Origin of the sequence: Salinisphaera sp. S4-8 (assembly GCF_040361235.1) — a bacterium.
Classification (GTDB): domain Bacteria; phylum Pseudomonadota; class Gammaproteobacteria; order Nevskiales; family Salinisphaeraceae; genus Salinisphaera.
Genome location: NZ_APNF01000020.1, coordinates 13,515 through 26,132, shown reverse-complemented (window position 1 = coordinate 26,132; position 12,618 = coordinate 13,515). Strand labels below are relative to the sequence as shown.

Below are 12,618 nucleotides of genomic sequence, written 5' to 3'. Positions count from 1 at the left end.
CTTCGCCATTCGTGAAGGCGGCCGCACCGTGGGTGCCGGCGTCGTGACCAAGATTACGGAATAAACATGGCCGCAAGTCAGAACATTCGTATTCGCCTCAAGGCTTTTGATCATCGCCTGATCGACAAGTCGGCGCGTGAGATCGTGGAAACCGCCAAGCGCACGGGTGCGCAGGTGCATGGCCCGATCCCGCTGCCGACGCGCAAGGAGCGCTACACGATCCTCATTTCGCCGCATGTGAACAAGGATGCGCGCGATCAGTACGAAATCCGCACGCACAAGCGGATGATGGATATCGTGGAGCCCACGGAGAAGACCGTGGACGCGCTCATGAAGCTGGATCTTGCTGCGGGCGTCGACGTCCAAATTAAATTGCAGTAAGAACGGGACAAAACGGTTGCGGTCTGGTATAGTCCGCGGCCCTGGCGAACGAAGCCCGCTGCACGCGGGCTTCGTTCACTGGATGCAACCAAACTTGAACTGTCGCCCCCTCTAGCGAGTGGCGATAAGCGAGAAGGTACTTAACACATGGCTATTGGATTGGTAGGTCGCAAGCGCGGCATGTCTCGCGTTTTCGACGAAAATGGCGTGTCCGTTCCGGTAACGGTCGTCGAAGTCGAGCCCAATCGCGTCGTTCAGATGAAGGACAGCGACAGTGACGGCTATCGCGCGATTCAGGTAACCACGGGCGAACGTCGTGCAAGTCGCGTGACCAAGGCCGCCGCCGGGCACTTCAAGAAGGCCGGCGTCGAAGCGGGTCGCGGCTTGTGGGAGTTCCGGGTCGAAGGCGAATGGCCGACGGTTCCGGTTGCTGCTCCGCAGCCGACCGAGGAAGGCGAAGAGCCGGCCGAAGCCGAACAGGTCGAGTTGGCCGTCGGTGGCGAGCTGACCGTGTCGCTGTTCTCGGAAGGGCAGATCGTGGATGTGGTCGGACGCTCGATCGGTAAAGGTTATGGCGGCGTCATCAAGCGCCATAACTTCCGCTCGCAGCGCATGACGCATGGTAACTCCAAGGCGCACCGTGCGCCGGGTTCCATCGGCCAGAACCAGTCGCCCGGCCATGTGTTCAAGGGCAAGAAGATGTCCGGTCAGTTGGGCAATGCGCGCACCACCGTTCAGAACCTGCGGGTCGTACGTGTGGATGCAGAGCGCAACCTGATTCTGATCCAGGGCGGCGTTCCGGGCGCGAAGGGTGGTGACGTGGTCATCAGCCCCGCGGTCAAGAAGGCCGGCTAGGCCCGACTTTTACGACAGGCATAAGTCATGGAACTCAATTTGGCAACAGGCGGCAAGACGGTTTCGGTTTCCGATGCGATCTTTGCTCGTCCGTTCAACAAGGATCTGGTGCATCAGATCGTCACGGCGTATCTGGCTGGCGCTCGTGCGGGCACCAAGGCGCAGAAGAATCGTGCCGAAGTGCGCGGCGGCGGCAAGAAGCCGTGGCGCCAGAAGGGCACCGGTCGTGCCCGTGCCGGCACCATTCGCAGCCCGATCTGGACCGGCGGTGGTGTGACCTTTGCGGCGAGCCCGCGCGATTACGCGCAGAAGGTCAACCGCAAGATGTATCGCGCCGGCATGAGTGCGATCGTCTCGGAGCTGCTGCGTCAGGAGCGTTTGACGGTCATCGAGGCGCCGGCGCTGGAAGCGCGCAGCACCAAGGGCCTGCTCAAGGCGCTGTCCGATCAGAACTGCGAGGCGCGCGGCCTGATCGTGGTCTCCGAAGTCGATGACAAGCTTGGCTATTCGGCCAATAACGTTGTCGGCCTGGACGTGGTCGCCGTGAACGCGCTGGATCCGGTCGTGCTGGTCGGTGCCGAGAATGTGCTCATTACGGAAGACGCGCTGCGCGCGCTCGAAGGTTGGCTGCAATGAATCAGGAACGCATCTTTCAGATTCTGCGCGCGCCCCACATCTCTGAAAAGAGCACCGTGGTGGCCGACGCGAACAATCAGGTCGTCTTCGAAGTTGCGAATACGGCGAGCAAGGCCGAGATCAAGGCGGCGGTGGCCGCGCTTTTCGACGTCAAGGTCGAGGGCGTGAATACGGTTAACGTCAAGCCCAAGCTCAAGCGGTTCCGTGGTCGCCCGGGTGTGCGTAGTGGCTGGAAGAAGGCCTACGTCACGTTGGCCCAGGGCGAGGAAATCGATTTCCTCGACGGCGCCACCCAGTAAGCGCTCGTAGCAAGCGCCAAAAGGTAAGAAACTATGGCACTCAAGAAAGCCAAGCCGACATCCGCGGGTCGCCGCTTCGTCGTCAGCGTCAAGGATGCGTCGCTGCATAACGGCAAGCCGGAATCCTCGCTGGTCGTCAAGAAGCACAAACAGGGTGGTCGCAACAACAACGGTCGCATTACGGTGCGTCACCGTGGCGGCGGTCATCGTCAGCGTTACCGCCTGGTAGATTTCAAGCGGGACAAGGATGGTGTGCCGGCCAAGGTCGAGCGCATTGAATACGATCCGAATCGTAGCGCCAACATCGCCTTGCTTTGCTATGCCGATGGCGAGCGTCGTTACATCATCGCGCCGCGCGGTGTGACCGTTGATACCAAGATCGTGTCCGGTCCGCAGGCGCCGATTCGCCCCGGCAATGCGTTGCCGCTGGCCAGTATTCCCGTAGGCACGACCGTGCATTGCGTGGAAATGCGGCCCGGCAAGGGTGCGCAGCTGGGCCGTAGTGCCGGTGCTGCAATCCAGGTTGCGGCGCGTGCGGGCGAATATGCGGTGATCCGGCTGAAGTCCGGTGAAACGCGGCGCGTACATATCAACTGCCGTGCGACGGTAGGCGAAGTCGGCAATTACGAGCATAGCCTGCGTCAGCTCGGCAAGGCCGGCGCGAAGCGTTGGCGTGGTCGTCGCCCGACCGTTCGCGGCGTGGCGATGAACCCGGTCGATCACCCCCATGGTGGTGGTGAAGGCCGGACCAGTGGCGGTCGGCATCCGACCAGCCCCTGGGGTTGGAAGACCAAGGGTTTCAAGACGCGTGCTAACAAGCGCACCGACGGCATGATTGTTCGTCGCAGCGTCAAGCGTAAGAAGCGGTAAGCCGCGTTTTATAAAGGCACAGGAATAGCTATGCCCCGTTCAATCAAGAAAGGCCCGTTCGTCGATCTGCATCTCGCCGCCAAGGTGGAAGCAGCCGCGAACAGCAGCACCAAGCGTCCGATCAAGACGTGGTCGCGTCGCTCGATGGTGACGCCGGACATGATCGGCCTGACGATCGCCGTGCATAACGGCCGTCAGCACGTGCCGGTGTTCGTGTCGGAAAACATGGTCGGGCACAAGCTCGGCGAGTTTTCGCCGACGCGCACCTTCAAGGGCCATCTGGGCGACCGCAAGGGTTAAGGCGAGGACTTATCAATATGGAATCGTTCGCCAAACTTCGTTTCGCGCGTATCTCGCCGCAGAAAGCCCGTCTCGTCGCCGACGAGGTTCGGGGTATGCCGGTCGAGCGCGCCTTGGAGACGCTGCAGTTCTCCACCAAGAAGGCCGCACATATCGTGCGCAAGGTGCTCGAGTCGGCCGTGGCCAACGCCGAGCACAATGAAGGCGCGGATATCGACGAGCTCAAGGTCGCGACGATCATGGTCGACGAAGGTCCGACCATGAAGCGCATGAAGCCCCGTGCTCGCGGTCGTGCCGATCGGATTTTCAAGCGTACGAGTCACGTGACGATTCGCGTCGCAGACAAGTAATCGGATAAAGATATGGGTCATAAAGTACATCCTGTCGGTTTCCGTCTCGGTATCACGTCCGAGTGGAGCTCGCGCTGGTATGCCGAGAACGCCGGCTATCGCGACGCGTTGAATACGGATCTCGAGATCCGTGATTTCATTCGCGAAAAGCTGGCGCATGCCTCGGTCAGTCGTATCCAGATCGATCGTCCGGCGCGTAGCGCTCGGATCACGATCCATACGGCGCGTCCAGGCATCGTCATCGGCAAGAAGGGCGAGGATATCGACAAGCTGCGCGCGGAAGTCTCCGAGCGTATGGGCGTGCCGGTTCATCTGTCGGTCGAAGAGATTCGCCGTCCGGAGCTCGATGCCCTGCTTGTGGCCCAGAATATTGCCCAGCAGCTTGAGCGCCGCATCATGTTCCGGCGCGCGATGAAACGCGCGGTCGGCAATGCGATGCGCCTCGGCGCCGGTGGTATTCGTGTCAACGTCGCCGGTCGCTTGAATGGTGCCGAAATCGCGCGTACCGAGTGGTATCGCGACGGTCGCGTGCCGCTGCATACGCTGCGTGCCGACATCGATTACGGCCTGGCTGAAGCCAAGACCACCTACGGCGTGCTCGGCGTCAAGGTCTGGATCTTCAAGGGCGAAGTGTTCGATACCGATCCCAAGATCGAAGAAAAGCCCGCCGATACCGGCGCGGCCGCGGGGTAAACAGCGATGTTGCAACCGAAACGAGTCAAATTCCGCAAGGTCCAGAAAGGCCGTAACCGCGGTCTGGCCCAGCGTGGTAACGCGGTCAGCTTTGGCGAGTATGGCCTGAAGGCGGTCGAGCGGGGTCGTCTGACCGCGCGTCAGATCGAGGCTGCTCGTCGTGCCATGACGCGTCATATCAAGCGTGGCGGCAAGACCTGGATCCGTGTGTTCCCGGACAAGCCGGTCACCAAGAAGCCCATCGAAGTTCGTATGGGTAAGGGCAAGGGCAACGTCGAGTTCTGGGTCGCCAAGGTGCAGCCCGGCTCCATGCTCTATGAAATGGAAGGCGTCAGCCGCGAAGTTGCCCAGGAGGCATTTCGTCTGGCGGCCTCGAAGCTGCCGGTGAAGACGGCCTTTGTCGAACGCAAGATTCTGTAGAGGCGAAGATGAAAGCGAAAGAATTGCGCGAGAAATCGGCCGAAGAACTGGAGAAAGAGCTGCTGTCGCTGCGTCGCGAACAGTTCAATCTGCGCATGCAGCAGGCCACGGGGCAGCTCGCGCAGACCCATCAGTTCGGCGTCATTCGTCGTGACATCGCGCGCATCAAGACTGTGCTGCGCGAAGCCGGCAAATAGGAACAGTTGAGCCATGAGCGAAACGAACGAAACCAACAATACCGCCGCCGAGCAGGAAAAGCGTCAGCGCGTACTGGCCGGCAAGGTCGTGAGTAACGCGATGGACAAGACCATCGTGGTGCTTATCGAGCGGCGCACGCAGCATCCGCTGTACGGCAAGTACATGCGTCGCAGCACGCGTTTGAAGGCGCACGATCCCGAAAACACCTGTCAGGTGGGTGATTTCGTGGAAATCGCAGAAGGCCGCCCGGTGTCGCGCCGCAAGGCGTGGTCGCTGCGGCGCGTGGTCGAGAAGGCCGGCGAATTCGATACCGCAGGATAAACGACAGCCATGATCCAGACAGAATCGGTACTCAATGCAGCCGATAACAGCGGCGCCCGCCGCGTCCAGTGCATCAAGGTGCTGGGCGGCTCGCATCGTCGTTACGCGCGCGTTGGCGACATCATCAAGGTCAGCGTCAAGGACGCGATCCCGCGTGGTCGCGTCAAGAAAGGCGAAGTGATGAATGCAGTCGTGGTGCGTACGCGTCACGGTGTTCGTCGCAACGACGGGTCGCTGATCCGTTTCGACAATAACGCTGCCGTGCTGCTCAACAACAACAATGAGCCGATCGGCACCCGTATCTTCGGGCCGGTCACGCGCGAGCTGCGTGAGAAGTTCATGCGCATCATCTCGCTTGCGCCGGAGGTTCTATGAGCTCCAGAAAGATTCGTAGTGGCGATGAAGTGATCGTCATTAGTGGCAAGGATCGCGGTCGTCGCGGCACGGTCAACCGTGTGCTGGGCGACAAGATCGTGATCGACGGCATCAACATCGCCAAAAAGCATGTGCGCCCGGATCCAAATCAGGGCATCCAGGGTGGCATTGAAGAACGCGAGATGCCGCTGCATATCTCGAACGTGATGCTGTACAACCCGGACACCCAGAAGGGTGAGCGGGTCGGTTTCAAGTGGCTGGGCGAAGGTGCGGACCGACGGAAGGTTCGTATCTACAAGTCGTCCGGCGAAGTGGTCGACGCGTAGGTGAATGACATGGAAAACGCCATGGAAAATACGAGTAAACATCCGGCGCGCTTGAAATCGGTGTACACCGATCAGATCGTCCCGAAGCTGATGGAACAGTTCGGCTTCACCAGCCCGATGGCTGCGCCGCGCGTGACCAAGATCACCCTTAACATGGGTGTCGGCGAGGCAGTGTCCGATCGCAAGGTGATCGAATCGGCGATTGCGGATATGGCCAAGATCGCCGGTCAGAAGCCGGTCATGACCCGCGCCCGCAAGTCGGTCGCAGGGTTCAAGATCCGTGAAGGCTGGCCGATCGGCTGCAAGGTCACGCTGCGTCGCCGTCAGATGTACGAATTTCTGGACCGTCTCGTGAACGTGTCGCTGCCGCGTATTCGCGATTTTCGCGGCCTGAACCCGCGTTCGTTCGACGGTCGCGGCAACTATAGCCTCGGTATTCGTGAACAGATCGTGTTCCCGGAAATCGATTACGACCGGGTCGATGCGCTGCGCGGTATGGATATCGTGATCTCGACCTCGGCCAAGAACGACGAAGAGGGGCGGGCGCTGCTGGACGGGTTCAACTTCCCGTTCCGCAAGTAAGCCGGCCCCGGAGACCCTATTATGGCAAAGAAAAGCATGATCGCCCGCGATCGCAAGCGCATGAAGCTGGTGGCGAAATACGCCGAAAAGCGCGCCGCGATCAAGGAACGTATCAACGACCCGGAGGCGACGCCGGAAGAGCGTTTCGCCGCTGCGCAGGAACTGCAGGCGCTGCCGCGCGATGCGAGCCCCACGCGGGTTACGCGTCGCTGTCAGGCGACCGGTCGTCCGCGCGGTGTTTACCGCAAGTTCGGGCTCTCGCGCAACAAATTGCGGGAAGCCGCAATGCGCGGTGAAGTGCCCGGTCTCGTTATGTCCTCCTGGTAGGCCACAGAAAAAGGTATCGGTACGCATGAGTATGACTGACCCTATTGCCGACATGCTGACCCGTATTCGTAACGGGCAGTCGGCAGACAAGGAAAGCGTCGAAATGCCCTCCTCCAAGCTGAAGCTGGCGATCGCCCAGGTTCTGCAGGACGAGGGGTATATCTCCGGATTCGAAACCATCGACCTGGATGGCAAGCCGCGTTTGCGCGTCGAGCTTAAATATTTCCAGGGGCATGGCGTGATCGAGCACATCGAGCGCGTGTCCAAGCCCGGTCTTCGGATCTATCGCGGCAAGAAGGATGTCCCGTCGGTCGTCGGCGGCCTTGGCATCTCGATCGTGTCCACGTCGCAGGGCGTGATGACCGATCGCGCGGCCCGCGAAGCCGGTCACGGCGGCGAGATTCTCTGCTACGTGTCGTAAGACGCGTCGAGCAACGCACAGGAAGTTCGAATATGTCCAGAGTAGCTAAGGCCCCGGTCAGCCTGCCTAGCGGCGTGGAATGCAACGTCGCCGCGCGCGATGTGCGGGTCAAGGGCAAGAACGGCGAGCTCAGCTTTCGCCTGCCGGAAGGCGTCGATGTCGAGGTCACCGACGGCCAGGCAACGGCCAAGCCCACCGGTCGCAAGCCGAATATGGCGATGGCGGGCACGGTGCGTGCCACCGTTGCCAACATGGTCAAAGGCGTAAGCGAAGGCTTCGAGCGCAAGCTCGAGCTGGTTGGCGTGGGTTATCGTGCCCAGGCTCAGGGCGACACGCTCAACCTGTCGCTCGGTCTGTCGCATCCGGTCGCCTACAAAATGCCCCAGGGCGTAACCGTGGCGACGCCGAGCAATACCGAGATCGTGCTGACCGGCGCGGACAAGCAGGTGGTCGGCCAGGCGGCTGCGGAAATCCGCAACTACCGCCCGCCGGAGCCATACAAGGGCAAGGGTATTCGCTACGCCGACGAGCGCGTGGTTCGCAAGGACGCGAAGAAGAAGTAATCAACGGCGCGTTTCATTTACCGCCAACAACAGATTCATTACGCCATGCACAAGAAATCGATTTCGCGACTGCGTCGTGCCCGTCGGGGCCGCATGCACATGCGCAACCTGGGCGCGCATCGCCTGTCCGTACACCGCACGCCGCAGCATATCTATGCCCAGATCGTGGCCCCCGACGGTTCGCGTACCATCGCGAGCGCGTCGACGGTCGAAAAGAGCCTGCGCGAGGAATGTGGCAAGACCGGCAATTGCGACGCCGCGCGCCTTATCGGGCGTACGATCGCCGACCGCGCCAAGGCCGCGGGTGTCGAGGCTGTCGCCTTCGACCGCTCGGGTTTCGCCTATCACGGTCGAGTCAAGGCACTCGCCGACGCCGCGCGTGAAAGCGGCCTGCAGTTCTAACGGGATTTTTCGCAATGGCAACACGTAACGAACAACGCACCGAAGGCGATCTGCTCGAAAAGCTGATCACCGTCAATCGCGTGGCCAAGGTAGTCAAGGGTGGCCGTCAGTTCGGCTTCACCGCGCTGACCGTGGTCGGTGACGGCGAAGGCCGGGTCGGCTTTGGTTATGGCAAGGCGCGTGAAGTGCCGCTGGCCATCGCCAAGGCGATGGAGGCTGCGCGCAAGAGCATGATTCGAGTCCAGATCAAGGAAGGCTCGACCCTTCAGCACGCCATTATCGGCCGCCACGGCGCGACCAAGGTGATCATGCGTCCGGCCTCCGAAGGTACCGGCGTGATCGCGGGTGGCGGCATGCGTGCCGTATTCGAAGTCGCCGGCGTGAGCAACGTGCTGGCCAAGAGCTACGGTTCGCGTAACCCGATCAACCTCGTGCGCGCCACGATCAACGGGCTGCGTGAAATGCACGACCCCGAGTTCATCGCGGCCAAGCGTGGCAAGTCGGTCGAAGAAATCACCGCTTAACGGAGAGCGCGCGATGGCCAATCAAATCACGATCAAACTTATCAAGAGTCCGATTGGACGGGTCAAGCGTCATCGCGCCTGTGTGCGCGGGTTGGGCCTGCGTCGGATGCATCATCAGGTGACGGTGGCGGATACGCCGGAAAACCGGGGCATGATCAACAAGATCGTCGACATGCTCGCGATCCAGGAGTCGTAGGATGAAACTCAACGATCTTCAGCCGAGTGACGGCGCGCGCCAGCAGCGCAAGCGCGTCGGCCGGGGTCCGGGTTCGGATCTGGGCAAGACCGCGGGTCGCGGTCACAAGGGCCAGAAGTCGCGTAGCGGCGGTTACACCAAGGTAGGCTTCGAAGGCGGTCAGATGCCGCTGCAGCGCCGCGTGCCCAAGCGCGGTTTCCGCAGCCCGGTGGACGCGCCCGCCGAAGTGCGCCTGGACAATCTCAATCGTCTCGAAGGCGATGTGGATCTGGCCGCCCTGAAGGCCGCGGGTATCGTTTCGCGCGATGCGCGTCGTGCCAAGGTCATCGCCTCCGGCGAAGTGACCGTGGCCGTTAACCTCAAGGGCGTGGCCGCCACGGCCGGCGCGGCCAAGGCGATCGAAGCGGCTGGCGGCAGCGTCGCCGAGTAATCATGGCGAAGCGGCCCAACACTGCAGCGCCCGGCGGCTTCAACCCGAACTCGGGAAGCCTTACGGAAGTGCGTCAGCGCCTGCTGTTTCTGGTGGGCGCGCTGATCGTGTTCCGTATCGGCACCTTCATTCCGGTGCCCGGGATCGATCCGGCCCAGCTCGCGCGTCTGTTCGAGCAGCAGTCGGGCACGATTCTCGATGTCGGCGTCATGTTCACCGGCGGTGCGCTCAAGCGTCTGTCGATCTTTGCGCTCGGGGTAATGCCCTATATCTCGGCCTCGATCATCATGCAATTGATGACCGCGACCGTGCCGGCGCTCAAGGATCTCAAGAAAGAAGGCGAGGCGGGTCGCCGCAAGATTACCCAGTACACGCGTTACGGCACGGTGGCCTTGGCCTCGTTCCAGTCCATTGGTACCGGTATCGCGTTGTGGAATCAGGGGATTGCGCAGAGCGGCACGAGTGAATTCAGTTTCATCTTCACCACCGCGGTGTGTCTGACGACCGGCGCGATGTTTTTGATGTGGCTGGGTGAGCAGGTCACCGAGCGTGGCATCGGCAACGGTATTTCGATGCTGATCTTCGCCGCGATCGTCGCGGGGCTGCCGTCGGCGATTGGCGGCACGCTGGATCTGGTGCGTACGGGTGAACTGAGCATTTTCTTCGTGATCGCCCTGTTTGTGGGTGCGATGGCGGTGCTGGCGTTTGTCGTGTTCGTCGAACGCGGCCAGCGGCGTATTCCGGTTCATCATGCCCAGCGCCAGCGCGGGCGCAAGATGTATGCGGCCCAGACCCAGCATCTGCCGTTGAAGCTGAACATGGCCGGTGTGATCCCGCCGATCTTTGCGTCGAGCATCATTCTGTTTCCGGCCACGGTCGTACGTTTTCTTGGCGAAGGCGGTTCGGTGGCCAACTGGGTGTCGAACGCAATCGCGCCGGGGCAGCCGCTGTATGTGCTGTTCTATTCGCTGATGATCGTGTTCTTCTGCTTTTTCTATACCGCGCTCGTGTTCGATTCGCGGGAAACGGCAGAAAACCTGAAGAAGTCGGGCGCGTTCATTCCTGGTGTGCGTCCCGGTATCCAGACGGCGAATTACATCGATACGGTGCTCACACGGTTGACCGTGGCGGGCGCGGTATATGTGACCGCGGTCTGTCTGCTGCCCGAGCTGCTGATTCTTCAGTACAACGTGCCGTTCTATTTCGGCGGTACCTCGTTGCTGATCATCGTGGTCGTGGTCATGGATTTCATGGCCCAGCTACAGGCGCATCTGATGTCGCATCAGTACGAAGGGTTGATGAAGAAGAACAACCTGAAATCCCAGGGTCGTGGCGGCGCCGGCGCCGGCATGCTTCGCTAGTCACGGCCGGACAAGCGCACAACGGTTACACCACCGGCCATAACGATGGCCGGCGAGATGTCAGAGGTAGGACATGAAAGTTAGAGCATCGGTTAAGAAAATTTGCCGCAACTGCAAAGTCATCCGGCGCAACGGTGCCGTGATGGTCATCTGCTCGACCGACCCGCGCCATAAGCAGCGCCAGGGTTAGTCGAAAAACCTTGTAATCACAGAACAGAAAGGCTATATTGGCGGGCTTTTCAACGGTTGAATATTCGCTTGGCGCGGCAGCGCCGGCGACAACCATTGCCCGATAGCTGGGAGATCAATCGAATGGCGCGAATCGCTGGAGTTAACCTCCCGATCAACAAGCATGCGGTGGTGGCGTTGACGTCGCTGTACGGCATCGGGTTTACGCGGGCTCGCGAAATCTGTGCCGCCTCGAATGTGGCGACCGATACCAAGATCAAGGATCTCACCGAGGGTGAGGTCGAAGCGCTGCGAGCGCAGGTTCAGCAGTACACGATCGAGGGCGATCTGCGTCGCGAAATCTCGATGAACATCAAGCGACTGATGGATCTGGGCTGCTATCGCGGTCTGCGTCATCGTCGTGGTCTTCCGGTGCGCGGACAGCGCACCAAAACCAATTCGCGCACGCGTAAGGGCCCGCGTCGGCCCATTCGCCGCTAGTTCGTTCTCGCACGAGAGTACAGGTAACGCTTTATGGCGACAGGCACGTCTTCCACAGCATCTCGCACGCGCAAGGCGCGTGCACGTCGTAACGTCACGGACGGTATCGCGTTCGTGTATGCGACTTTCAACAACACGATCATCACGATCTCTGACCGTCAGGGCAATGTGTTGTCGTGGTGCACCTCGGGCAGCTGTGGCTTCAAGGGTTCGCGCAAGAGCACGCCGTTTGCGGCTCAGGTCGCGGCCGAACGCGCAGGTGAAGGCGCGGCGCAGTATGGCGTGAAGAATCTCGAGGTACGGGTCAAGGGCCCCGGCCCGGGCCGTGAAGCGGCGGTACGTTCGCTCAATGGCGCTGGCTTCAAGGTGACCGGCATCATCGACGTGACGCCGATCCCGCACAATGGCTGTCGTCCGCCCAAGAAGCGCCGCGTCTAGCGCGCTCGGGCGATCGAACCGGAACAGGTAGAGAACAATGGCTAAGTACACAGGACCGAAATGCAAGCTTTCGCGCCGGGCAGGCACTGACCTGTTCCTCAAGGGGCGCGGTCGCTCGCTGGAAGGCAAGTGCAAGATCGATACGCCGCCGGGCGCCCAGGGCACCCAGCGCCGTCAGCGACTGTCGGACTACGCCCTGCAGCTGCGCGAGAAGCAGAAGCTGCGGCATATGTACGGCGTGCTGGAAAAGCAGTTCCGCAACTACTACAAGAAGGCCGCGCAGAACAAGGGCGCGACCGGCGTAGTGCTGTTGCAGCAGCTGGAAACGCGGCTCGACAACGTCGTCTATCGCATGGGTTTTGCGTCCACGCGTGCCGAGGCTCGTCAGCTGGTCAACCACAAGGCCGTGGCGGTCAACGATTACCCGGTGAATATCCCGTCCTATGAAGTCAAGGTCGGCGATACGGTGGCGATTCGTAATCGCGCCAAGCACCAGCCCCGGATCATCGAGTCGTTGCAGGTTGCTTCGCAGCTTGGCCTGAGCGAGTGGGTCGAAGTCGATGAAAAGGCGCTCAAGGGCACGTTCAAGGCGGTCCCCGATCGCGATCAGGTTTTGCCGGATATCAACGAGAATCTGGTCGTCGAGCTTTACTCGAAGTAATAGGCGCTGTCTTAGACAGC

At 61.0% G+C, this 12,618-nt stretch carries 26 protein-coding genes; all 26 read left to right on the top strand.

Features of this window, described 5'->3' with window-relative positions; all coding sequences use genetic code 11:
* Positions 1–66 precede the first annotated feature (66 nt).
* The 26 genes from rpsJ to rpsD all read left to right on the top strand — a co-directional run bounded on the left by rpsJ (position 67) and on the right by rpsD (position 12,598).
* Positions 67–381 carry a 30S ribosomal protein S10 gene (gene rpsJ / locus S4A8_RS18560; protein WP_006913628.1) on the top strand — a complete coding sequence of 105 codons (315 nt, stop codon included), beginning with the start codon at positions 67–69 and terminating at the stop codon, positions 379–381.
* Between the two features lie 147 nt (positions 382–528).
* Positions 529–1,236 carry a 50S ribosomal protein L3 gene (gene rplC / locus S4A8_RS18555; protein WP_021031836.1) on the top strand — a complete coding sequence of 236 codons (708 nt, stop codon included), beginning with the start codon at positions 529–531 and terminating at the stop codon, positions 1,234–1,236.
* A gap of 27 nt (positions 1,237–1,263) precedes the next feature.
* Entirely contained in the window at positions 1,264–1,872 is a 609-nt protein-coding gene (rplD, locus tag S4A8_RS18550) for a 50S ribosomal protein L4 (protein ID WP_006913630.1), read from the top strand.
* Positions 1,869–2,171 (top strand): 50S ribosomal protein L23, encoded by a 303-nt coding sequence (gene rplW / locus S4A8_RS18545; RefSeq protein ID WP_353180113.1) that lies wholly within the window; start codon positions 1,869–1,871, stop codon positions 2,169–2,171. Before rplD ends, rplW begins: the two co-directional genes overlap by 4 nt.
* 33 nt (positions 2,172–2,204) lie before the next feature.
* Positions 2,205–3,041: a 50S ribosomal protein L2 gene (gene rplB, locus S4A8_RS18540; protein ID WP_353221269.1), complete on the top strand. Its 837-nt coding sequence runs from the start codon at positions 2,205–2,207 to the stop codon at positions 3,039–3,041.
* 30 nt (positions 3,042–3,071) lie between these two features.
* Positions 3,072–3,341, top strand: coding sequence for a 30S ribosomal protein S19 (gene rpsS, locus S4A8_RS18535; RefSeq protein ID WP_006913633.1), 270 nt, complete (start codon positions 3,072–3,074; stop codon positions 3,339–3,341).
* A 17-nt stretch (positions 3,342–3,358) separates the two neighbouring features.
* On the top strand, positions 3,359–3,691 hold the full coding sequence (rplV, locus tag S4A8_RS18530) for a 50S ribosomal protein L22 (RefSeq protein ID WP_353180117.1): 333 nt from the start codon (positions 3,359–3,361) through the stop codon (positions 3,689–3,691).
* 12 nt (positions 3,692–3,703) lie between these two features.
* Positions 3,704–4,384: a 30S ribosomal protein S3 gene (gene rpsC / locus S4A8_RS18525; protein WP_006913635.1), complete on the top strand. Its 681-nt coding sequence runs from the start codon at positions 3,704–3,706 to the stop codon at positions 4,382–4,384.
* 6 nt (positions 4,385–4,390) lie between these two features.
* Entirely contained in the window at positions 4,391–4,804 is a 414-nt protein-coding gene (gene rplP / locus S4A8_RS18520; protein ID WP_006913636.1) for a 50S ribosomal protein L16, read from the top strand.
* Positions 4,805–4,812: 8 nt separating this feature from the next.
* Complete coding sequence (gene rpmC, locus S4A8_RS18515) at positions 4,813–5,001, top strand: 50S ribosomal protein L29 (RefSeq protein ID WP_006913637.1); 189 nt, start codon at positions 4,813–4,815, stop codon at positions 4,999–5,001.
* Positions 5,002–5,014: 13 nt separating this feature from the next.
* The gene (gene rpsQ / locus S4A8_RS18510) at positions 5,015–5,323 is read left to right on the top strand and encodes a 30S ribosomal protein S17 (protein ID WP_353180119.1); all 309 of its coding nucleotides are present in this window, start codon (positions 5,015–5,017) and stop codon (positions 5,321–5,323) included.
* Positions 5,324–5,332: 9 nt separating this feature from the next.
* Positions 5,333–5,698 carry a 50S ribosomal protein L14 gene (rplN, locus tag S4A8_RS18505; RefSeq protein ID WP_006913639.1) on the top strand — a complete coding sequence of 122 codons (366 nt, stop codon included), beginning with the start codon at positions 5,333–5,335 and terminating at the stop codon, positions 5,696–5,698.
* Entirely contained in the window at positions 5,695–6,024 is a 330-nt protein-coding gene (gene rplX, locus S4A8_RS18500) for a 50S ribosomal protein L24 (RefSeq protein ID WP_006913640.1), read from the top strand. Before rplN ends, rplX begins: the two co-directional genes overlap by 4 nt.
* 21 nt (positions 6,025–6,045) lie before the next feature.
* Positions 6,046–6,606 carry a 50S ribosomal protein L5 gene (rplE, locus tag S4A8_RS18495; RefSeq protein WP_040608321.1) on the top strand — a complete coding sequence of 187 codons (561 nt, stop codon included), beginning with the start codon at positions 6,046–6,048 and terminating at the stop codon, positions 6,604–6,606.
* Between the two features lie 21 nt (positions 6,607–6,627).
* A complete protein-coding gene (rpsN, locus tag S4A8_RS18490; RefSeq protein WP_006913642.1) occupies positions 6,628–6,933 on the top strand; it encodes a 30S ribosomal protein S14 in 306 nt (101 codons plus the stop codon).
* Between the two features lie 25 nt (positions 6,934–6,958).
* The gene (rpsH, locus tag S4A8_RS18485; RefSeq protein WP_353180122.1) at positions 6,959–7,354 is read left to right on the top strand and encodes a 30S ribosomal protein S8; all 396 of its coding nucleotides are present in this window, start codon (positions 6,959–6,961) and stop codon (positions 7,352–7,354) included.
* 32 nt (positions 7,355–7,386) lie between these two features.
* A complete protein-coding gene (rplF, locus tag S4A8_RS18480; protein ID WP_353221268.1) occupies positions 7,387–7,917 on the top strand; it encodes a 50S ribosomal protein L6 in 531 nt (176 codons plus the stop codon).
* Between the two features lie 45 nt (positions 7,918–7,962).
* Positions 7,963–8,319 carry a 50S ribosomal protein L18 gene (gene rplR, locus S4A8_RS18475; protein ID WP_353180125.1) on the top strand — a complete coding sequence of 119 codons (357 nt, stop codon included), beginning with the start codon at positions 7,963–7,965 and terminating at the stop codon, positions 8,317–8,319.
* Between the two features lie 14 nt (positions 8,320–8,333).
* On the top strand, positions 8,334–8,843 hold the full coding sequence (rpsE, locus tag S4A8_RS18470; RefSeq protein ID WP_353180126.1) for a 30S ribosomal protein S5: 510 nt from the start codon (positions 8,334–8,336) through the stop codon (positions 8,841–8,843).
* A gap of 13 nt (positions 8,844–8,856) precedes the next feature.
* Positions 8,857–9,039, top strand: a complete 183-nt coding sequence (rpmD, locus tag S4A8_RS18465; RefSeq protein ID WP_353180128.1) for a 50S ribosomal protein L30 — start codon at positions 8,857–8,859, stop codon at positions 9,037–9,039.
* 1 nt (position 9,040) lies between these two features.
* Complete coding sequence (gene rplO / locus S4A8_RS18460) at positions 9,041–9,469, top strand: 50S ribosomal protein L15 (protein ID WP_353180130.1); 429 nt, start codon at positions 9,041–9,043, stop codon at positions 9,467–9,469.
* A gap of 2 nt (positions 9,470–9,471) precedes the next feature.
* The gene (gene secY / locus S4A8_RS18455; RefSeq protein WP_353221267.1) at positions 9,472–10,830 is read left to right on the top strand and encodes a preprotein translocase subunit SecY; all 1,359 of its coding nucleotides are present in this window, start codon (positions 9,472–9,474) and stop codon (positions 10,828–10,830) included.
* Positions 10,831–10,903: 73 nt separating this feature from the next.
* Positions 10,904–11,020, top strand: coding sequence for a 50S ribosomal protein L36 (rpmJ, locus tag S4A8_RS18450; RefSeq protein WP_006913650.1), 117 nt, complete (start codon positions 10,904–10,906; stop codon positions 11,018–11,020).
* Positions 11,021–11,142: 122 nt separating this feature from the next.
* Positions 11,143–11,499, top strand: coding sequence for a 30S ribosomal protein S13 (gene rpsM / locus S4A8_RS18445; RefSeq protein WP_353180133.1), 357 nt, complete (start codon positions 11,143–11,145; stop codon positions 11,497–11,499).
* Between the two features lie 33 nt (positions 11,500–11,532).
* Complete coding sequence (rpsK, locus tag S4A8_RS18440; RefSeq protein ID WP_006913652.1) at positions 11,533–11,937, top strand: 30S ribosomal protein S11; 405 nt, start codon at positions 11,533–11,535, stop codon at positions 11,935–11,937.
* A gap of 37 nt (positions 11,938–11,974) precedes the next feature.
* Entirely contained in the window at positions 11,975–12,598 is a 624-nt protein-coding gene (rpsD, locus tag S4A8_RS18435) for a 30S ribosomal protein S4 (protein ID WP_353180135.1), read from the top strand.
* Positions 12,599–12,618 lie beyond the last annotated feature (20 nt).